The sequence below is a fragment of the Streptomyces sp. WAC07094 genome (assembly GCF_036320405.1).
Classification (GTDB): Bacteria; Actinomycetota; Actinomycetes; order Streptomycetales; family Streptomycetaceae; genus Streptomyces; species Streptomyces lannensis.
This window is the reverse complement of sequence record NZ_JAVMJZ010000001.1, coordinates 7,586,700-7,605,895: the sequence shown is the minus strand read 5'-3', so window position 1 is coordinate 7,605,895 and position 19,196 is coordinate 7,586,700. Positions and strand designations below refer to the sequence as shown.

The following is a 19,196-nucleotide window of genomic DNA, read 5'->3' as shown; positions in this document are numbered from 1 at the left end:
TGCGCCGGAGAGTCCGCGGTTCTCCGACGCTTTCTACTTTGACAAGCCACGGCTGATCGCGTCTCGCGGCAGGGCTGTGGCCTGCCTTGTCTGGCCCGGTGCCGACAAGGCAAGGCGCGTCGTGGGCTGGGACTCATCCCCGTGTGGACCTACGCCTGTTGTTCAACCGGAAACCCCGCAACGCGGACTTCCACTCGGATTCGACGGACTATCGACTCGGTCCGACGGTTGAGGCCCAAGCTGTGCCTGCAGGGCAGTTCTGACACCTCGCGTTGCCGGCGGTTCACCGCCAACCGGTCTCACCGTCCCCTGTGTCGCCGAGCACTGCCCGGCGACGAGCGCGAAGGCCCCGCCGACGCGCAACGAGACACCGAGGCGCCCCGATCCCCCGCCGTGCCGACCGCCAGCCACAGCCCGCCTCACTTCCCTTTGTCTGTTCTGGGGTCGGCTGCGAGAGGTGCATAGGGGGATGTCGGGCTGCCGACCATGCTCGAATGTCCTGGTGGCCTGCGGATACTCCGTCAGGCGCCTAATGGGTGCGGCTGGTTGTGGGCGGGGATGTCGGCGGGGTCTACCACGGCGTTTGGGGCGGGGTCGGGGGCGGGGTTATCGCATCGTGACGCTGGTCGGGCCCGGATGGTCGAGGTCTTGGTCGGGGCCGGCTGCTGCTGTGGCCATACACGCGGCGCCCAAGGGGTGGCGTCGCACGGTAGGGAAGGGACACAGCGATGGTGAACGGGGATGCCGGCGGTGGGGACCGGCTGGCACTGGCGGTCCTGGCGCAGCACCGGATGGCCACCACACAGCAGGTGCACCTCATGATCTCGCCCACTGTGCGGATCGAGCAGACCAGGCGGCGGCTGGTGAAGCTACGCACTGAGGGCTTGATCGACCGTGTGACACTGCCGCAGGCCGGCCGGACGCGGGTGTGGTTCGTCACCCACTACGGGGCCGAGGTCGCCTCGGGATGGCCGGAGTTGCGGGACTGGCGGCCGCCGAGGCTGGCGGCGGATCGAACCGCTGCCCGGCTGCGTGTGGGGCACGCCCTGGTGGTGACGGAGACCGCCCTCGCGTTCGTGCAGGACGCACGACGCCACGGGGATGTGTGCCAGCCGCTGGACTGGATCCCCGAGGTCTACCACTCACCACTCACTCGGGAGCGGCGAGGCCCTCATACCCGATGCCCTGCTGTACTACCGCCGCCAGGCCAAGGACAGGGATGGGTGGTCAATGCTGCGGGCGTTCGTGGAGGTCGACCGGGCCACCATGGAGCCCGAGCGCCTCGCCGCAACAATCAGCGCCTACGAGCGGCTGTACCGGCACGTCCCCGCGGTTGTCGGCCGACCCCGGCCCGGCAGCGAGCTACCGGTGGAGGAATGGCGGCGTCGGTATCCCGTGTTCCCGCGGGTACTGTTTGTCCTTGACGGCACTGGACCCACCGGCATCGACAACAGCATCAGTGCCCTCCAGGCGGGCGCCAAGTTCGCACACATCGACTTCCTGCGCCGCGTGCCCATGCTGGCCGCCCCGCTGAACGACCTTCTCCGAAGCGGCCCCTCAGCGCCCGTCTGGCGGCCCGTGACCGATCCAGGGCAGCAGGTCAGCTAGACGGACTCGCTGCGGGGCTGACGACCCGCAAACGCGCTCGAATCGACACGGCCTCGACCGAAAGGTCTGTACAGTCGTGCACACGATGTGGCCGTCCGGCGCGTGGGCAACAGCCGGGGCGGCGAGGATCTGCGCGACGGTCAACGACGGGGGCGTGGACCGCGACGAAGTGGACCAGCCGCTCCCTCGAGGGAGTCTCGGCGGCGGGCGGGGGCACTCCACGCTAGCGTCCACCGTCATGACGATCGTTTCGCTCAAGGAATTACGGGCCGAGTTGCAAGAGCTGGCGGAACCGGCTGTGCGGGCGCAACAGGAACGGGTCCTCAGCCGTGCGGAGGACGACGAACTGCTCGGCGTACGCGTGCCGGTGCTGCGCAAGCTGGCGCGTACCTACCACGGCTTGTCCCTCGACGATGTGGACGTCCTGCTGGGCAGCCGCGTCCACGAGGAGCGGTTCGCCGGGCTGCTGATCCTGGCCGAGCAAGTGCGCACGACGCGCGGCACAGACCGAAAGACGTTGGTCGACTTCTATCTGAGCCGTACCGACTGCGTGGACAACTGGGACCTGGTCGACGGTTCCGCGCACGTCGTACTCGGGCCATGGCTGCTGGATGGGGATCTGCGGGTCCTGGACGAACTGGCCGCGTCTTCGTGGCTGTGGGACCGCCGGATCGCGGTGCTCGCCACGCTGGCACTGATCCGCGAGGGACGCTTCGAGCCGACGTTCCGCTTGGTGCTGACGCTGCGCCAGGATCCTGAGCCGTTGATCCACAAGGCGCTCGGCTGGATGCTGCGGGAGATCGGCCGTCGGGACGAGCCGCTGATGATGGCCTTCCTCGACCGGCATCTCGACGAGCTGCCGCGCATCACCGTGCGCTATGCGACGGAGCGGCTCGCGCCGGCCGAGCGGGCACGGTTCGTGAAGGGGCGATAGGGCCCGGAACGTGCCCGGGCACAGCCCTCGGGGCGGCGCCGGGCACCGTATCGGGTCGGCGTCGTGTCAGTCGACATCCGCGGTTTGTGGCTCGCTGGAAACCGACTGCCCCGCGGGCGAGGCCGGTTTGCCGCTCAAAGATGAGAATGCCCTCGTGGCGCAGCATGAGTGAGCCGGTCTCGAACGCCTCCGTCTCCTTGTAGGAGACCGCGTCGAGCAGGCGCCCTGGCTGCGCAGCACGCCCACCACCGCCGAGCCGCTGTGCTGGCGCAGGCCGGCGACATGGGTCTCGGGCTGCGTAGTCACGGCCAAGGATGTAGGACTTGGTCAGCGGCGTGATGCGCTCCGGGTCGTGGCCGAACACCGAGTGGCTGGTGGCATACTGTGCGGCAACCGCCTGGCCGGCCGCGAAAGCGGGAGATCCCGTCACCGTCCTCTCACTCGGTCGCCGGCTGTATGCAGGTTCCGGCATTATTCCGCGCAACCCTGCAAAGTAACCACCAGCAGATACAGTTGGCGGAACTGTGCAGCAGCCCGGCACCACGTGATCTCATCAGCCTGGTCCGCTTCCATAAGTGGATCCGAGTACCGAAACGGCCGCCGCTGAGGCTGGATCCCCCAAATCCCCGCCTCCTTCTGGGGGAACGAGGGCGAGAAGCCTGAGGGGAGCCCGGACTGCAAACTGCCTGCCGGCTCGGCGTTCGCCGCGTTTTCTGTCTCACCTTCGAAGTGGACTTCTTCGGGAAGCACGGCTTCCTGATGATCGGTGAGACGCCCGTGGGCACCGATGTGTACGCGGAGCTGATGCGTTCCTATGACGAGGGCGTGGCGGAGTTCCTCGGTCTCGAACGAGTGAAACCGAACACCTTGGGCAACAGCCGGATGCTTCTGCATCTGTGATCGCCTTCAACTATTCAGCCATGCTGCAACCCGACGACCTTGCTCGGGTTCCCTATGCCCGAAATGCGTATCTTTCCGTCTTCGGAGCGTGCTGTCGGGCTCTCCCTTAGGGTTTGTGTTTTTCCAGCAAAAGCGGTTTGCTTTCCGACGTACTGCAGTACCGCATATAACAGGGGACGCGATTCAGGCGGCACATGCCGTGCATCCTCGGCCCTGAAGTTATCGATGAAAGGAAATCCGGTGGCACAGAAGGTTCAGGTCCTTCTTGTCGACGACCTCGACGGTGGCGAGGCGGACGAGACCGTCACGTTCGCGGTGGACGGCAAGACGTACGAGATCGATCTCACCACCTCCAACGCGGACAAGCTCCGTGGCCTTCTCGACCCCTATGTGAAGGGTGGCCGTCGTACCGGAGGCCGTGCGTCGGGCGGACGCGGCAAGGCCCGCGCCGCAGCTGCCGATGGCGGCCAGGACACCGCGCAGATCCGTGCCTGGGCGAAGGAGAACGGCCTCGAGGTCAACGACCGCGGCCGCGTCTCCGCGAGCATCCGCGAGGCCTACGAGAAGGCTAACGGCTGAGCGCACGAGCGCAGCAGCCGGGCCCGGTGGCATTGTGTCGCCATCGTGTCGACGAGCCGCAGCAGATACGGGGCGTCCCCACCGCCCCGTACGGCCGACAGCGTCGGCAGTAGAAATTCCTCAACAGACTCGATGCCTTTGCGGGCGATGCGCACGCCGATGCGCTTCCATCGCAGCCATCTAAGCAAGTCGGGGGTCGTAGGCTTTGTCCGCGTGGAGGCGTTGGGGCTTGAAGTACCGGCCTTGATGAGGGTCGTGACTCGTTTGGTGACCCCCGACCATGGGCTTCAGTCCTTAACTGTCGTTGGTGTTGGCGGTAGAGACGTCGACGAGAAGGGGCAGTGCGTTCGCGTCCGACAGGACGTGCATCTTGGAACCCGGCTTGCCCCGGTCTACGCGGCTCGGGCCTGTGAGTTCGCCCCCGTTTTAGCCCTGACGTGGGCGGTGTCGAGAACGACACGGGTGACATCGATCAGGTCGGCGTCAGCGAGTTGGTGCAGCACCTCCTCATGGAGGCCGCCCCATACGCCGGCTCTCGATCAGATCAGGAACCGACGAGGGGCGGTCGACTTCGATAGGCCGAAGCAAGGCGGCAATACGCGCCAGGCGCAGCCGCTGAGCAGCACGTAGACGATGGCCACAAACATCGCCTCATCAGGGGTGTGCTGCGTTCCACCGCCCTGCGGCCGCACCTTCGACGGCGGGATCAACGGCTTCGCGATCTCCCACAGCCTCGGAGATCACCACGCCCGCTGCTACGGCCAGCTCCGAACGCAGAGATCAGTGATAGGCCCCTACCCCCTCGTGTCCGACCCCGACCGGCAGATGGGGAAACTCAATGGCCCGCCATCACCGTGGGGTCGGCGGCCTTGACCTTCTTGCGCGGCAGCAGGGCGGCGGGAATGAGGCAGACGGCGATAAGGATGGCTGCCACCAGGAACACCGAGGCGAAGGCGTCGCCCATCTGGTCGCGCACCTCGGCGGGAGAGGTCGCGGTGATGTCCTTGAGGCCGTTGGTGAGCAGCACCGAGAACAGAGCGGTGCCGATCGAGGCCGCCACCTGTTGGACAATGTTCATCAGCGTCGAGCCCCGGGCTACGGTGTGTTCCCTCAGGGTCGCCAGCGCCGATGCCATGATCGGCATCATCGACGCGCCCATCCCGAGGCCCATCACGAAGAGCGCAACGATGATGTAGGCGTATGAGGTGTCGGCGGTCAGTTGTGTGAACATGCCCATGCCGACAGTGATCACTGCTATGCCCGTCAGCACGATTTTGCCGGGGCCGATCTTGTCGGCGAGCATCCCGGCGATCGGCATCGTAATCATCGCGCCGATGCCCTGCGGGGCGAGCAGGAGCCCGGAATCGAGCGCGGACTCGCCGCGCACCTGTTGGAAGTAGAGCGGGAACAGCAGGCTGGCGCCGAAGAACGCGACGGCGAACAGCGACATCGCGATCACCGCGATGCTCATGTCTCGGTTGAGGAACAGGCGCAGGTCCACCAGCGGGTGGAGGTTGCGCCGGTGCAATGCCCACGGCACGAACGCGACGATGAGCACCAGCCCGATGACGGCCGGTATGAGCACCTTGGCATCCCAGATCGTGCCGGTCTCAGGGATGGACGAGACGCCGTACAGGAAGGTCGCCAGTCCCGGCGAGAGCATCACCATGCCCAGCCAGTCGAAGGTCTCCGACGGTTCTACGTGGTCCTTGGGCAGGACCTTCGCCGCGTAGACCAGCGCGATCACGCCGATCGGCACGTTGATCAGAAAGATCCAGTGCCACGAGGCGGCATCAATCAGCCAGCCGCCGAGGATGGGGCCGAAGATCGGTCCGAGCAGCATGGGGATACCCAGCACCGCCATGACCCGCCCGACCCGCTCGGGGCCGGCAGCACGCGTCAGGATCGTCATGCCCAGCGGCATCAGCATGCCGCCGCCAAGTCCCTGGACGACCCGGAACGCGACCAGCATCTCCAAAGAGGTGGCGGCCGCGCACAGCGCGGAGCCGGCGGCGAACAGGGTGACCGCAAGGAGATACAGGCGTTTGGTGCCGAACCTGTCTGCGGCCCAGCCGGTGAGCGGGATGACACTGGCCAGAGCCAGCGTGTAGCCCGTCATCGTCCAGGCCACCTGGGCCGAGGTCGCGTCGAACTCCTTCTGGAACGTCCGTAGCCCGACCGACACCACCGTGATGTCGAGGATCGACATGATCCCGCCCAGCACGATCACGCCGGCTACGAGGAGAACCCCCTTGTCCAGCCGGTCGGCGGACTTGTCGAGAGGAGCGCTGCTCTCTCTCTGGTGCGATGTGGTCAATTCTCAGCCTTTCCTGGGAAAAAGAACCACCCGCGTTCGGTGGCCCGCCCACTTCCTGGGGCTGCCGGATGGAGGCGGCCGTCATGGTGCCTCGCTCAAGCGGGCGGCTTCCGCCTCGTGCAGGCCGACCTGAATTCGACCGACGAGCCCCACCCTCACACCAAACGACATGATGGTTCGGAATACTGGTGAACCGTTACAGAACAGGACCGGACCGTACCACCTGCGGTGGACAGGGGGTCCGGGTGGTGGCAAGAAATGCGACCCTGCGCGATCAGGTCACAGCCGTCGTCCTCGATGCCGCCGCCGTAGTTCTCGCCCAGCGGGAGAGTGCCGGCATGTCAGAGTTCGCGGCTGCAGCAGGCATCGGCCGCATCACGCTGTACTGCTACGTCGCACCCTCCTGGTCGCTGGAGCGGACACTGCGCTGGAGGCACCGCCCCAGTTCGGCAGCCGAACCGACTCGGGTCTGTTTCAGGCGGGTCCGGTGAGCGGGACGGCCAAGCCGTCCCCGGGCCACAGTCCTGTTGGACCACGAGGCCGGCGAGGAACGTGTTGAGCTCGGCCGGCACCGCGGTGCGCTCGGTGGGCCCGTATGCGATGAAGTCGTCGGTAGCAGCGTTGTACGCAAAGGACGTGGCTGTGCGGGCCGGTGCACACGAGGGCGCGTGATCTCGGACAGGTCGACGCTGGGAGCATCTCTGTTGGTGTTCTTAGAGATCGTCTCGATTGGTGATCACCGGGAGATAGCTGCTGGTGAATGCCGTCAGTGCGACGGTTCAATGTCGGGGTGAGTGACTACTGGACACCTGCACACCTGGCCGTTGAGCACGAGGACGCGGAAACCTTGGCCAGGCTGCTGGCCGATGGTGCGGATCCCAACGAGGTCTTCGGCAATATGACGCTGCTGACCCACGCCATCGATGCCGAAGCAGATGGAGCTCTCCAGACAGGCGAGCCGTTGACCGTACACACCACGGCCGTGCTCCTGGCATTCGGAGCCGACCCGGAACTGGCAGGCCCAGACGGAGACAGCCCTATGGACCTGGCGACTCGCTACGGCCATGACCTGGCGGTGCGCCTGCTACGGGCACACATCAACCCTAGAAGCGCCGGAAACAGATGAGGGCGGCGGCGATGCCGGCGAAGGCCAGAAAGTGTTCGGCCTTGCGCTCGTAGCGACGGTGCAGACGGCGACACCCGGCAAGCCAGGACACCGTTCGCTCCACGGTCCAGCGGTGGCGGCCCAGCCGCTGGGAGGACTCGATGCCCCGGCGCGCAATGCGCGGTGTGATGTTCCGGGACCGAAGCCACCGGCGCAGGTGGTCGTAGTCGTAGCCCTTGTCGCCGTGGAGCTTGGCGGGCCGTCGGCGACGCGGGCCGCGGCGGGAGCGGATGGGCGGGATGCCACGGACAAGGGGTTCGAGTCCCTGGCTGTCGTGGGTATTGGCGGCGGAGATGCCAATGGAGAGAGGCAGACCGGTCCGCTCCGTGATCAAGTGGATCTTTGATCCCTTCTTGCCGCGATCTACGGGATTCGGACCCGTCAGGTCCCCCCTTTCGTCGCCCGCATGTTCACCGAGTCGATCGCGCACCGCGACCAGCCCAAGGCGCCTCGGGCTCCGAGTTCATCCAGGACCAGGCGGTGGAGCTTGCCCCACACCCGAGCCCGGCTCCACTCGGTGAACCGCCGGTGCGCGGTTGGTCCGGACGGGCCGAAGCCCGACGGCAGCTGGCGCCACGTACAGCCTGTCGTGGCCACGAACACGATGACCGCCAGCACCTGCCGGTCTCCATACCTGCGCCGACCACCACCTTGGGGCCGTACCGGAGCAGCCGGGACCACTTGCTGGAACAACTCACACAATCCGTCCGGCACCAGCCGCTCCACCATCGCCTTCACGGCCGCCAGCCTAGTGATCAAGCCAGTTGAGACGATCTCTTAGGGTACGAGCAGCAGCCTCCGGGCTGTTGCCGGTCTTCACCATCAGGGGAAGGCACTGGGCTGCGAGGCCGCCCGCCTCGATCCCGTTGGTTGCCCGCGTGGGGTCCAGGTTCAGATCGAGAAGCGTTCCTTCTCCAGCAGCGGGCGGACCTTGGTCTGGAAGCCGCCGGTGCGGAAGGGGCCCTGGAGGAGACCGGGGTACAGATGCTGAGCGAGGGCTGCCGCGATCATGCCCTGGTCCAGTGCGAGCACGAAGTCGCTGACGCGGCCGGTCTCCACGTTCACCGAGTCGCGGAAGCCGTAGCGGTCATCATAGGCGCCGAAGTCCTGGTCGAGGGCGCGGAGGTTGGCGAGCGCCTCGACCGGAGCCTGCGGCAGGGCGAGGAAGGAGGCGTGCGGGGTGACGACGGCACGTGGGAAGTAGCCGTCCTCCTGCATGCCGATCTCGTCGACTCCGAATACGTCGTACCCGCCCTCGGGGATGCCGGCCGGGGAGAAGCCCCAGTAGCCGTACTTCTCCTGGACGAGGCCGGCCTCGATCTGGCTGCGGACGTAGCGCCGGTGGTTCAGGCCCCAGGAGCGCGGGGACCATTCGGGCTCCGGAACGAACAGCGGCACCATCAGCGCCTCGAACATCGAACCGCCCCAGGTGGGCACGAGTTTGCGGCCGCGGTAGGTGTAGTGGCCCTCCCAGACGTTCACCCCGTCGATCGTCCGGTACGCGCCCTCGGGTGTCTGCTCCTGGCCCATGCCGGGCAGCAACGTGCGGAAGAGGTGCCAGTAGTGCTCGCCCGGCAGCGAGCCGTCCGCGATGCCGAGGTAACTGGCCATGCGCGGTTCGGTGTTGAGGGCGCCGTAGTGGTGGCCGGTGGGCTCGCCCTTGCCCGGCTTGTCCGGCCAAAAGCCGCCTCGCAGCTGTCCCGGGCCGGCGACCGGGTCGTTCGGGTCGTAGGGGGTGTAGTAATACGACCAGTCGGCGTCGGCGAGCAGGGCCGCGACACGGGGGCGCAGTTCCGGTGAGGCGTGGGCGGCGATCCTGAGGCCCGTGACGAGCCAGGCGTTATCGACTGTGGAGAGGAACGGGCGCACCGGGTCGCCGGATTCCGGCCAGGTGGTGAGCACCGAACCGTCGTGCGCGTCGTACCAGTTGAACCACCAGCCGTGCGCGCGCTCCAGGCGCTCGACGGCGGAGACGGTGCGGGCCAGGCGCTCGCGCATGGTGGCGGCCGGGATGACGCCGAGGCCGCCGGCGGCGGCCGTCGACCACAGGCCGCAGCCAATGTTGGTGGGCGAGGTCTGCACGGAGGGCGTGGGCGTGCCGGTTGCGCTGACGTCGATCTTGTCGGCGGCCAAGCCGAAGTCGCTGGTCATGGCCATGACAGACCGATAGGTGGCGGCGAACCACTCCCGCAGCTCGGCGGCCGAACGCTCGCCCGGCACGGGCGGGGCGGGGCGAGGGGCCGCGTGGGCCGCGGTGCCGGTGAGGGACGTGGCGGCGAGCGTGGTGCCCGCGGCGGTGAGGAAACGACGACGGTTCATGCGGTCCGACTCCTGTGACGAGGTAGGACGGGAACAAGGCATCTGTCGTGGTGCTGGTGGAACGTGGTCCTTCGGGCAGTGCGGGTCGTACGGGCATGGTCGGCCGGGAGCCGGCGGGGGTCAGGCCGCCACCGGCTCCCGGGCCGGGGGCCGGCGCGTCAGGCGGACGTGCGCGGCAGTTCGCGGGTGCGGCCGAGGCCGCCGAGCCAGACGGCGGACGGCTTCGCGGTGCGCTCGAACGTCTCCGGGTCGACCGCGATCAGGCCGAAGGTCGGTTTGAAGGAGCCCCACTCGTAGTTGTCCAGGGCGCTCCAGGCGAGGTACCCCTGGATGTTCAGGCCGTCCTCGATACCGGCCGCGACCTCGTCGAGGGCGCCGGCGTAGTAGTCGGCGCGGCGGTTGTCGTCGGCGGTGGCGATGCCGTTCTCGGTGACGATCAGCGGCATGTCGCGCCCGATGATCTCGGCGGTGTGGCGTAGGGCGTGGCCGACGGCGCGGGGGTAGTACTCCCACTGTGTCAGGGTGCGCTCGGCGTTCTCGGGGGCCGGGACGGGACCGTCGGCGCCGATCTTGGTGCGCGTGTACGACTGGACGCCGATCCAGTCGTCGCCGCGGGCGGCCTCGATGAAGACGTCCTCGCGGGGGTGGCGGTAGGCGACGGCGACGTCGTCCGCGCCGGGCAGCGCCTGGTAGACCTGGTTGGCGATGGTCCAGCCGGCCTTGATGTCCGGGTTGATCGCTCGGACGGCCTTCATGGCTGCATGGTGGGCGGCGATGATCGCGTGGGTGGTCTCCTCGTCGGGCGTGGGCAGGCCCGCGGGCGGGAAGCCCTTCTCACCGGACTTGGCGAGACCGGCCATCACGGCGATCATGTTCGGCTCGTTGATGGTGCAGACGTGGGCGACGCCCTCGCCGATGATCGGCGCGCACTGCTCGACGTAGCGGGCGAACAGGTCCGTGGCACCGTCGGTGGTCCAGCCGCCGAGGTCCTCGAACCACTGCGGCACGGTGAAGTGGTGCAGGGTGACCATCGGGCGCAGACCGCGGGCGAGGGCGCCCTCGACCATGCGGCGGTAGTGGGCGATCTCGGCGCGGGAGAAGGTGCCGCGCACCGGCTCGATGCGGGCCCACTCGACGCTGAATCGGTAGTCGGTGAAGCCGAGCGAGGCGAGCAGGTCCATGTCCTGCTCCCAGCGGTGGTAGCTGTCGCAGGCGTCCAGGCTCGGCTCGGCGATGCCGGCGGCAGGGTCGTGCTCCTTGCGCCACCAGTCGCTGTTGACGTTGTTCCCCTCGATCTGGTGGGCCGCGGTGGAGGCGCCCCACAGGAAGCCGTCGGGGAAGCTGGTCGAGGTGTGCGTCATCGTCCGTTCTGTCTTTCTGGTGCGTGTGGGGGGGGGCGTCGGGCGTGCACGCCGCGGGCGGGACCCGGGCCGAACCCCTCGTGGGGCTGGGCCCGGCCGCGGGCGTGCCGGGGTCACTTGAGCCCGGCGGTCGCGATGCCCTGGGTGAAGTGCCGCTGCAGTACGGCGAAGACGAGCAGCACGGGGACGACGACCAGCAGGGAGCCGGCCATCAGCATGCCGTTGCCGCCCGCGACGGTGCGGTTGGGGTCGTTGGCGAAGGTCGCGAGGGCCACCGGCAACGTGTACTTGCCGGGGTCGTTGGTCGCGATCAGCGGCCAGATGAAGTTGTTCCAGGAGCCGAGGAACGTGAAGATCGTCAGCGTGGCGAGGGCGGGCTTCACCAGCGGGAGCACGATGCGGAAGAAGATGTACCACTCCCCCGCACCGTCCATCCGCGCCGCCTCCAGCAGCTCGTCCGGGACGCCCTGCATGAACTGCCGCATCAGGAAGACCCCGAAGGCGCTCGCCGCGAAAGGCAGGACCAGACCGGCGTAGGTGTCGATGAGACCGATCTGGTTCATCAGCACGTACAGCGGGAGGACCATGAGGTTGCCCGGGACCATCAGCGCGGCCAGGACGACACCGAAGATCTTGGAGCGTCCGGAGAAGCGCAGCTTGGCGAGGGCGTAGCCGAGCATCGAGCAGAACAGCAGATTGCAGACCGTCACGAGGACGGCGACGATCAGCGAGTTCAGGAAGAACCGCGGCATGTCGAGCTGGTCGAGCAGCTCGGTGAAGTTGCCGAGCGTCCAGTGGCTCGGGATCCACACCGGCGGGCTGGCGGTGAGGTCCTTCTTCGTCTTGAAGGCGGACAGCGCCATCCACAAAAACGGCGTGGCCATCACGAGCAGACCCGCGCAGGCGATCAGGTAGAGCAGCGGCTTGCGCAGCGCCGCTTCCCGCGGGCGGTGGTTCGGCGCGGGTGCCGTCGGCGCGCTCATCGGGTGTTGTCCTTCATGAGTCGGAGCTGGAGCACCGTGATGCCCATGATCACGACGAACAGGACGTACGCCATGGCGCTGGCATAGCCCATATGGAAGAAGTTGAAGCCCTGCTGGTACATGTTCAGCGACACCGTGAGAGTCGCGTTGGTGGGACCGCCCTGGGTCATGACGAACGGCTCCTCGAACACGTTGAGATAGCCGATGGTGGTGATCACGGTGGCGTAGAGCAGGGTGGGCCGCAGCAACGGGACGGTGATGCGGCGCAGTTCCTGGAAGGCGCCCGCGCCGTCGAGACGGGCCGCCTCGCGGACCTCGGTGGGGATGGCCTGGAGACCGGCGATGAACAGCACCATCACGGTTCCCATGTTGCGCCACACGGCCATCGCGATCAGGGCCGGCATCGCCCAGGTCCGCGAGCCGAGCAGGTCCGGGGTGTGCACGCCGAGCACCGAGCACAGGCCGGCGATCAGTCCGTCCGACGGGTCGAGCACGAACCTCCAGACGACGGCCACGGCGACGATGGTGGTGACCACCGGGGCGTAGAAGCCGATGCGGAAGAAGGTGCGGGCCCGGTCGATGCCGTTGTTCAGCAGGAGCGCGACCAGCAGGCCGAGCACGATGGTCAGCGGCACGCCGACGACCACGAAGTACGCCGTGTTGAACAACGCCGTGAGGAACGTGTCGTCCTGGAACAGTTGCGTGTAGTTGTCGACGCCGATGAAGTTCGCGTCACCGGGGTGCGTGACGTTGCGCGCGCCGAAGTCGGTGAAGCTCATCAGGAGCGTCGCGACGATCGGGAAGAGCATGAAGACGCCGAACAGCACCAGGAACGGGGCGGAGAACAGCCATCCGTGCAGGTTGTGCCGGCCGAGCGAGCGCCGGGCCGGCCGGGAGGCGGGAGTCCTCGCGGACTGCCGCTTCTTCGTCACGGCCGCATCCGACGCGGCCTGTCCTGTCGTGGAAGACATGACGGTTACTTGACGAGCCCTTCGATCTGGGACTGGGCCTGGTCCAGCGCGGACTTGGCGGATGAGCTGCCCTGGGTGACGGCGCCGATGGCGGTGTCGACCTTGGAGGTGATCTCCGTCAGCTTCGGCTCGGACGGGATGGTCTTCGACGTCTCGACCTGCTGCTTCCAGATCTTCAGGTCGGGGTCGGTGGCGAGCTTGCCGGTGTTCCAGGCAGCGCGGGCGGCCGGCAGGTCGTTGGTGCGTGTGAACCAGTCGGCCTGGCCCGCCGGGTCGGTCAGGTACTTGATGAAGTCATTCGCGGCGGCCTTGTGCTGGCTGTCCGCGGAGATCGCGAGGCTGGAGCCGCCGGCCATCGACACCGAGCCCTTGGTGTCGGCCGGGAGCGGGGCGATGGCCCATTTCCCCTTGAGGTCGGGGTAGTTCTCGGCGATAAGGCCGGACATCCAGGGGCCGCCGATGAACATCGGCGCTGCGCCGGTGTTGAAGTCCTTGGTGACATCGTAGCCCGGCGGGACGGACTTCTGGGTCAGGCCCTTCTTGATGTAACTGCTGTAGTAGTCGAGGGCCTTGACCGCCTCGGGTGAGTTGACGACGGGCTTGCCCGTGTCGTCGAGGATCGCGCCGCCGGCCGAGTAGAGGAACGGGTAGAAGCTCTGCACTGTGTCGAGGCCGGCCGACTGGATGTACAGGCCGTACTTGGTGTGCGCCTTGGACTGGTATGCCGCGGCGTCCTTCTGCAGGTCGGCCATGGTGGCGGGGGCCTGAGCGATGCCGGCCGTCTTCGCGAGGTCGGTGCGGTAGTACAGGACGCGGGTGTCCACGTACCACGGGACGCCGTACGTCTTGCCGTCGTATTGGCCCTGCTGCCAGGCTGCGGGGAAGTAGTCGCCCTGCTTGAAGGTCGTGGTGTCGACCGGCTCCAGTGCGCCCATGTCGGCGAACTCACCGAGGTAGCTCCCGCCCATCTGCACCACGTCGGGGAGCTTGCCGGCGGCGGCCGCGGCGACCAGCTTCTGGTGCGCGACGTCCCAGCCCACGGGCGTGACCTTGATGGTGACGTTCGGGTGGGCCTTCTCGTACACCTTGGCGACGTCCCCGAGCTTCTCACCCTCGGTGCCCATGGCCCAGACCGTGAGCGTCTGCTTGGCGCCGGCGGCGACACCAGCGCCACCCGAGCCACCACAAGCGGTCAGGGCCAGCACGGACGCCAGCGTGAGGGTGATCGAACCGATTGCGGCGGCGCGGTTCATTGGACGGCTCCTCCTCGAGCTTGATGCATGTATGCGCTGCCTGTAAGCGCATACATCACTCTGTTCCAGCCAGTCCCGAACTGACAAGAGGGGCCTTGGTCACACTCGCGTAACGGCCCAGACATCAGCGGGTGCTTCTCATGAGGGCGCGAGACACGGCAAGGTCCGCATGCACGGGACCCTTACGAATCGGAGCATTGCCGATTCGGAAATTTGCAAGAATAAAGCAGCTGTGTGGGGGATTTCACCTCACGTCCCGAAGAGCCCGCCATACGGTGTTCCCCTTGCACGGCACCTCAATGTACCCGGCTGAGCTGGCCCAAACAGGCCGCCCCAAGTCCCGCGACCCAGGCCCGGCCAGGGTACCCCGCCGACTCCCGCCCACTCGCGATTGCTTCGCATGCGCAATCACCCTCCGGCATCTCGCGGAGCCTGTCCGGGCCGGCCGCATGACGTTTGACCGGTATCCCGAAGCGGGCGGTGAACCTACGGCAGGCTTCGGGGTGGCGGACGGAGGGGTACCTGGCTGTGGCCTACTGATTGCACGACCGGCGCTGCTTGAGTTCGTGAGCGGATGCCAGGGTGACCGCCCCACCTGGATCCCCGCATGCGCCGTTTCCATGGCACCGCGGGTGCCGCCTCTGCCGCCTCTGCCGCCTCTGCCGCCTCTGTAGGAGAACAGCACACGGGACCATCCAGCGACCGTCGTGCCACGCCCTGAACTCAGCCCCGCCCACACCCGCGCCTGTCCCGACCCTCCCTCTGCACCGGGCGCTTTCAGAGCGTGGGGGTCGTCTCCGTGCAGCCGCAGCTGGCGCGTCGGGCCACGCTGACCGGGAGCACGCGGGAGACGGGTTCACCCTCGCCCTTGCTGCTGAGGCGGCGCACCAGGAGTTCGGTCGCCTCCTCACCCATGCGCACCATGGGCTGGCGCACGGTGGTGAGGGCGGGCCGTACCAAGCGGCTCAGCGGGATGCCGTCGAAGCCCGTGACGATCACGTCGTCCGGGACCGACAGGCCACGGCGTTCCAGCTCACGCAGGGCGCCCACGGCCGTCTGGTCGTTGGCGAAGACGAACGCGTCCGGCAGCTCTCCGGGACTCTCGCACAACCACGCGGCCGCACGAGCGCCCTCTTCCTGCGTCAACCGGCCGAGGCGGAGCGCGGGTTCGTCGCCCGTCTCGACGCCCGCCTCCCGGCAGGCGAGCCGGAAGCCGTCGAAGCGGGCCTCAACGTCCGGCGACTGCTCGATGGTGCCGATGTAGGCGGGGCGCCGGACGCCGTGATCGACCAGGAGGTGACGGGTCAGCTCGTGCTGACCGTCCTCGTTTGCCACCTCGATGTGGTCGAGATGATCCAGGAACGCAGTGCCTTCACGAGGGCCCGCAAGCATCACGACCGGCATGCGCCGGGAGATCACTTCGAGTTCCTCGGTGGGCACCGTGCGGGCCATCACCGCGAAGCCGTCGACGCGTCCAGCGACCTTGGCGACCAACCCTGCGGCGCCACCCTTCAGCGAGGCGGCGATGAGGAGGGCGTAGCCGTGACGGCGGGCGGCGCGTTCCATGCCCCGGATGATCTGATCCGAGTAGAGCATGGCCGTGTCGTCGTCCTCGGTATCGGCCGCGGGGTCGCCGTAGTCGGGGAAACACAGGCCGATCACTCCGGTGGAACGGCTCGCCAGACCGCGGGCGTTCCCGCTCGGGACATAGCCGAGTTCGCGGGCTGCAGCGAGCACCCGTTCACGGGTGGAGGCGCGGACCGAATCGGGAGTGCGGTAGACCCGGGAGACAGTGGCGATGGAGACGCCCGCGCGCTCCGCCACGTCGTACACGGTAGGCGCGGCTGTCACGATGCGGTTCCGTTCACCGGTCGGGGCCGCCCATGCCGACAACACCATCGTCACGGCGCCCCGAAAGAAAAATGAAAGCGCATTCACTGTAGGTCTCGTGGGCCTGATCAGGCAAGCCGTGATCATGGGGAAAAGGGAGGGTCGAGGGTTTGAGCCTCTTGCTGGTCCGCTCGACGTCGTCGCGCTTTGACGCCGCTTCGCTGCCCCAGCTGTCCGGGTTGCTCGGGGCCCGTGGCGCAAGCCGGTCGTTCTGCTGCCGGACGTGATGCGCGGCGAGGCGGGCAACCTCGGGGACGTGCGCGTCCTGGACGCCACGTGGTTCTCCGTGCCCCAGTTGTGCCAGTCCTCGCTGACCAACCTCGGCGAGCAGAACGCGTCCCTGTTGATGCTGAGGGCGAAGTCACGGCACAAGGAAGTGGACAAAGCGTCCGCCGCTACTTCCAACCGTCACCAGAGGCGATTGCCCAGCTCACAGGCCTGCTCGCGCCCGGGGGCGGCAACCGCTGAACCGCGTTGCTTGATCCTTCTCGGTGGCAACGGCGGAGGCGGAGAGGAGTGTCGCGGCGGCGAGGCTGCCCCAGAGGGCGGCCGGGCCGTGGGGTGCGAGCGTGGTGATGACCGCCGGGGAGACGGCGAGGCCGAAGCCCGTGGAGAGTTGGAAGCGGGCGAGGGCGCGTCCCAGCACGTGGGTCGGGGCGATTGCGGTGACGAGCGCGGTGGCGCTGCCGGCGTAGATGATCTCGCCGATCGTGCAGACCACGGACACGGCGGCAACGGCCGCGGTGGCCCAGCCGTGTCCCAGTGAGGTGGCCGCTAGGAAGCCGAGGTAGGACGCGGCCAGCACCACGCCGGAGAGGGCCAGCACGGTCCGCCGGGAGAAGGGGGACATGAGGACGGTGACCGGCACCTGCAGGGTGACGACCAGCGCCGTGTTGGAGACGAAGACGACTGCCGGCCACACCGGGGACGCGTGGAGTTGCGTCACCAGGACCAGAGGGAGCGCGATCTCGGGGACGTTGAGGCAGAAGACGTAGATCACATTGGCGGCAAGCAGCGCGAGCATCCGGGGTGCGGGCTCGTCGTCCCGGTCCTTGGCCGGGGCGGCCTCCGCTGGATGTGCATGCACGTGGACCGACCACGCCAAGGCGGCTGCGGCGAGGTAGGCGAGCGCGGTGACAGCTGCCAGCGCCCGCAGTGCGGTGGTGCCGCCCGCCATGCATGCGGTGGCAAGGAGTGCTCCGACGCCCAGGGCGGCGTTGCGCAGGGCGCGAGCCCCTGCGAGGGCGGTGTCCCGTTCCCGGCCGTGGGCGACCGTGGCCACGAGCGCGGCGTGGGCGGCCGGCCATGCCTGGTTGCCGATACCGAGGAAGAGCGATGCCGTCGCGAAAAGCCAGATGTGCCCCTCCGGGGCGGCCAGCAGCAAGGCCACGCCCAGCACTCGCACCAGCATCGACGCGGCCACGACCGTGCTCCGTGCGCCGCGGTCCAGCCATCGGCCCACTGAGGGCATGCACACCAGACCCGCGACGATGCCGACCGTCATGGCGGTGCCGGTGACCGGAGCGGACAGCCTCAGGACCGTCACGCCATAGAGAAGGAGAGTGGGCCGCAGCAGGCCGGTGCCCAGCGCGTCCACGGCCAGGGCGACGACATAGCGGGGGCCTCCTGAGGCGCGGACGAGGACGCGGGGCTGGATTCCGGTGATGGTTGCCATGGCGTCAGACGGTGCGTTCGGCCGCTGGGGCAGGGCACGTCGGTTGACGCACATCGTCAATCGACGCCGTCGCCGGGTTGTCCGGGCGGTGATGATGGGGGGATGACGCTGAGGATCGACATCAGCGGTCTGCCGTCCGAGCGAGTGCGGTTCGCCGCCTCCCCGCTGGCCGAGCTGACCGCGATGCTGCACGTGCTGTTCGAACCCGGTCACCATCCGCAGTTCGCCGACTGGGCCGCGGACGTCTGGGCCGGGCTGCGGCCGGAGCTGGCCGAGCGGCTCAGGGAGGCGGAGTTCCTCTGGCGTTCCTCACAGGCCGACTTCCTGATCCCCGCGCGACCCCGGCCGACCCTCGCCGAGGAGTTGGACGACGTGGACCGGATCGACGACGAGAGGTATGTGACCGCCGCGCTCGTCACCACGTGCGGCAGCAACCGGGTCCATTTCGCGGGGGCGTCGCCGCTGACCGACTCGACAGCACGCGAGCGGGCCCTGGACGTGGCCCAGGCTCGCGGCGCGCTGCAGGAGGCCTTCGCGGAACGGCTGCTCGCGGACCCGGCCGCGGTACGAACGCGGGTGCGCCACACCCTCGAAGAGTGCGCCGGAGCCTTCTTCGACGGCGCCTGGGCGGGCGTCGCGGTGCAGCTCGCAACCGATCTGCGACTGAAGAACGAACTGCTCAGGCGCCAGGGCGTCGGGGCGGCTCTCGCCTCGGTCTCCGGCGCGGTCACCCTGGCACCGGACGGCGACTGCATCATCGTGGACAAGGTGCAGGACAAGGCGACCGCCGCCCGTGGCGCCGGGGTCACTTTCATCCCCAGCGTCTTCGGCCGCCCGCACCTGGTGGCGGTCCACGCGCCCAGGTGGCATCCGGTGGTGCAGTACCCCGTCGCCGAGCCGGGTCCGGCTGAGCCGGTCTCTCTGGAGACGGTCACCCTCCGGCTGGAGGCGCTCGCGCATCCGATACGGCTGCGGCTGCTACGCACTTTGGCCCGCGGCCCGCACACCACCGCCGAGCTGGCCCACTTCTGGGAACTCTCACCTCCGGAGGTGTCCCGCCACCTTGCCGTACTGCGCCGCGCAGGCCTGCTCACAGCTCGGCGGCACGGTCGTTACGTCCGGTACACCCTCAAGCTGTCCGATCTGGCGGCGTTGGGCACCGACTTGCTGTCGGCCGTACTGCGCTGAGCGGCTTCCGTCCATCAGGACGCGGGCGACCACCGCCTTCGCAGCGTCGTCCG

The 19,196-nt window shown here is 68.1% G+C and carries 14 protein-coding genes and 4 pseudogenes; 8 read left to right on the top strand and 10 right to left on the bottom strand.

From position 1 onward, the window contains the following. Positions 1-728: 728 nt before the first annotated feature. The 5 genes and pseudogenes from RCR19_RS34080 to RCR19_RS34060 form a co-directional block, all read left to right on the top strand. A pseudogene (locus RCR19_RS34080) lies at positions 729-1,097 on the top strand (replication-relaxation family protein); the annotation flags it as partial. A 4-nt stretch (positions 1,098-1,101) separates the two neighbouring features. Further along, positions 1,102-1,608 (top strand): replication-relaxation family protein, encoded by a 507-nt coding sequence (locus tag RCR19_RS34075; RefSeq protein WP_331268607.1) that lies wholly within the window; start codon positions 1,102-1,104, stop codon positions 1,606-1,608. A 238-nt stretch (positions 1,609-1,846) separates the two neighbouring features. Beyond that, on the top strand, positions 1,847-2,542 hold the full coding sequence (locus RCR19_RS34070; protein ID WP_331268606.1) for a DNA alkylation repair protein: 696 nt from the start codon (positions 1,847-1,849) through the stop codon (positions 2,540-2,542). A 675-nt stretch (positions 2,543-3,217) separates the two neighbouring features. Further along, positions 3,218-3,442, top strand: a pseudogene (locus RCR19_RS34065) (N-acetylglutamate synthase); the annotation flags it as partial. A 240-nt stretch (positions 3,443-3,682) separates the two neighbouring features. Beyond that, positions 3,683-4,021, top strand: a complete 339-nt coding sequence (locus RCR19_RS34060; RefSeq protein ID WP_331268605.1) for an Lsr2 family protein — start codon at positions 3,683-3,685, stop codon at positions 4,019-4,021. A gap of 119 nt (positions 4,022-4,140) precedes the next feature. On the opposite strand, the pseudogene RCR19_RS34055 reads toward RCR19_RS34060, so the two are convergent. Next, positions 4,141-4,752, bottom strand: a pseudogene (locus tag RCR19_RS34055) (IS5 family transposase); the annotation flags it as partial. A gap of 104 nt (positions 4,753-4,856) precedes the next feature. After that, the gene (locus tag RCR19_RS34050; RefSeq protein ID WP_331268604.1) at positions 4,857-6,338 is read right to left on the bottom strand and encodes a DHA2 family efflux MFS transporter permease subunit; all 1,482 of its coding nucleotides are present in this window, start codon (positions 6,336-6,338) and stop codon (positions 4,857-4,859) included. Between the two features lie 790 nt (positions 6,339-7,128). On the opposite strand from RCR19_RS34050, the gene RCR19_RS34045 reads away from it, so the two are divergent. After that, positions 7,129-7,464 (top strand): ankyrin repeat domain-containing protein, encoded by a 336-nt coding sequence (locus RCR19_RS34045; RefSeq protein ID WP_331268603.1) that lies wholly within the window; start codon positions 7,129-7,131, stop codon positions 7,462-7,464. On the opposite strand, the gene RCR19_RS34040 is transcribed toward RCR19_RS34045, so the two are convergent. The 7 genes from RCR19_RS34040 to RCR19_RS34010 form a co-directional block, all read right to left on the bottom strand. Then, positions 7,442-8,232 (bottom strand): IS5 family transposase gene (locus RCR19_RS34040; RefSeq protein WP_331269632.1). Its coding sequence is split into 2 segments (ribosomal slippage): positions 7,442-7,902 and positions 7,902-8,232, totalling 792 coding nucleotides; the frame shifts between segments, so codons are not numbered across the junction. The genes RCR19_RS34045 and RCR19_RS34040 overlap by 23 nt on opposite strands. Positions 8,233-8,394: 162 nt before the next feature. Continuing rightward, positions 8,395-9,822 (bottom strand): glucoamylase family protein, encoded by a 1,428-nt coding sequence (locus tag RCR19_RS34035; protein ID WP_331268602.1) that lies wholly within the window; start codon positions 9,820-9,822, stop codon positions 8,395-8,397. 158 nt (positions 9,823-9,980) lie between these two features. Then, the gene (locus tag RCR19_RS34030) at positions 9,981-11,183 is read right to left on the bottom strand and encodes a family 1 glycosylhydrolase (RefSeq protein ID WP_331268601.1); all 1,203 of its coding nucleotides are present in this window, start codon (positions 11,181-11,183) and stop codon (positions 9,981-9,983) included. Between the two features lie 113 nt (positions 11,184-11,296). Continuing rightward, on the bottom strand, positions 11,297-12,166 hold the full coding sequence (locus RCR19_RS34025; RefSeq protein WP_331268600.1) for a carbohydrate ABC transporter permease: 870 nt from the start codon (positions 12,164-12,166) through the stop codon (positions 11,297-11,299). Further along, positions 12,163-13,137, bottom strand: coding sequence for a sugar ABC transporter permease (locus RCR19_RS34020; protein WP_331268599.1), 975 nt, complete (start codon positions 13,135-13,137; stop codon positions 12,163-12,165). Before RCR19_RS34020 ends, RCR19_RS34025 begins: the two co-directional genes overlap by 4 nt. A gap of 5 nt (positions 13,138-13,142) precedes the next feature. Then, complete coding sequence (locus RCR19_RS34015) at positions 13,143-14,390, bottom strand: sugar ABC transporter substrate-binding protein (RefSeq protein ID WP_331268598.1); 1,248 nt, start codon at positions 14,388-14,390, stop codon at positions 13,143-13,145. 777 nt (positions 14,391-15,167) lie between these two features. Beyond that, on the bottom strand, positions 15,168-16,241 hold the full coding sequence (locus RCR19_RS34010) for a LacI family DNA-binding transcriptional regulator (protein WP_331268597.1): 1,074 nt from the start codon (positions 16,239-16,241) through the stop codon (positions 15,168-15,170). Positions 16,242-16,584: 343 nt separating this feature from the next. Here RCR19_RS34010 and RCR19_RS34005 point away from each other — a divergent pair. Next, positions 16,585-16,748, top strand: a pseudogene (locus tag RCR19_RS34005) (site-specific integrase); the annotation flags it as partial. Here the strand turns inward: RCR19_RS34005 and RCR19_RS34000 are convergent. Next, positions 16,711-17,955: an MFS transporter gene (locus RCR19_RS34000; protein WP_331268596.1), complete on the bottom strand. Its 1,245-nt coding sequence runs from the start codon at positions 17,953-17,955 to the stop codon at positions 16,711-16,713. The pseudogene RCR19_RS34005 and the gene RCR19_RS34000 overlap by 38 nt on opposite strands. Positions 17,956-18,057: 102 nt before the next feature. Here RCR19_RS34000 and RCR19_RS33995 point away from each other — a divergent pair, with 102 nt between their 5' ends. Further along, positions 18,058-19,143, top strand: coding sequence for a helix-turn-helix domain-containing protein (locus RCR19_RS33995; protein WP_331268595.1), 1,086 nt, complete (start codon positions 18,058-18,060; stop codon positions 19,141-19,143). The last annotated feature ends 53 nt before the right edge of the window (positions 19,144-19,196 follow it).

Coding starts and splice junctions, on each gene's coding strand:
- RCR19_RS34075 (WP_331268607.1), top strand. CDS start 1,102: ATGTGTGCCAGCCGCTGGACTGGATCCCCGAGGTCTACCACTCACCAC.
- RCR19_RS34070 (WP_331268606.1), top strand. CDS start 1,847: ATGACGATCGTTTCGCTCAAGGAATTACGGGCCGAGTTGCAAGAGCTG.
- RCR19_RS34035 (WP_331268602.1), bottom strand. CDS start 9,822: ATGAACCGTCGTCGTTTCCTCACCGCCGCGGGCACCACGCTCGCCGCC.
- RCR19_RS34030 (WP_331268601.1), bottom strand. CDS start 11,183: ATGACGCACACCTCGACCAGCTTCCCCGACGGCTTCCTGTGGGGCGCC.
- RCR19_RS34025 (WP_331268600.1), bottom strand. CDS start 12,166: ATGAGCGCGCCGACGGCACCCGCGCCGAACCACCGCCCGCGGGAAGCG.
- RCR19_RS34020 (WP_331268599.1), bottom strand. CDS start 13,137: ATGTCTTCCACGACAGGACAGGCCGCGTCGGATGCGGCCGTGACGAAG.
- RCR19_RS34015 (WP_331268598.1), bottom strand. CDS start 14,390: ATGAACCGCGCCGCCGCAATCGGTTCGATCACCCTCACGCTGGCGTCC.
- RCR19_RS34000 (WP_331268596.1), bottom strand. CDS start 17,955: ATGGCAACCATCACCGGAATCCAGCCCCGCGTCCTCGTCCGCGCCTCA.
- RCR19_RS33995 (WP_331268595.1), top strand. CDS start 18,058: ATGACGCTGAGGATCGACATCAGCGGTCTGCCGTCCGAGCGAGTGCGG.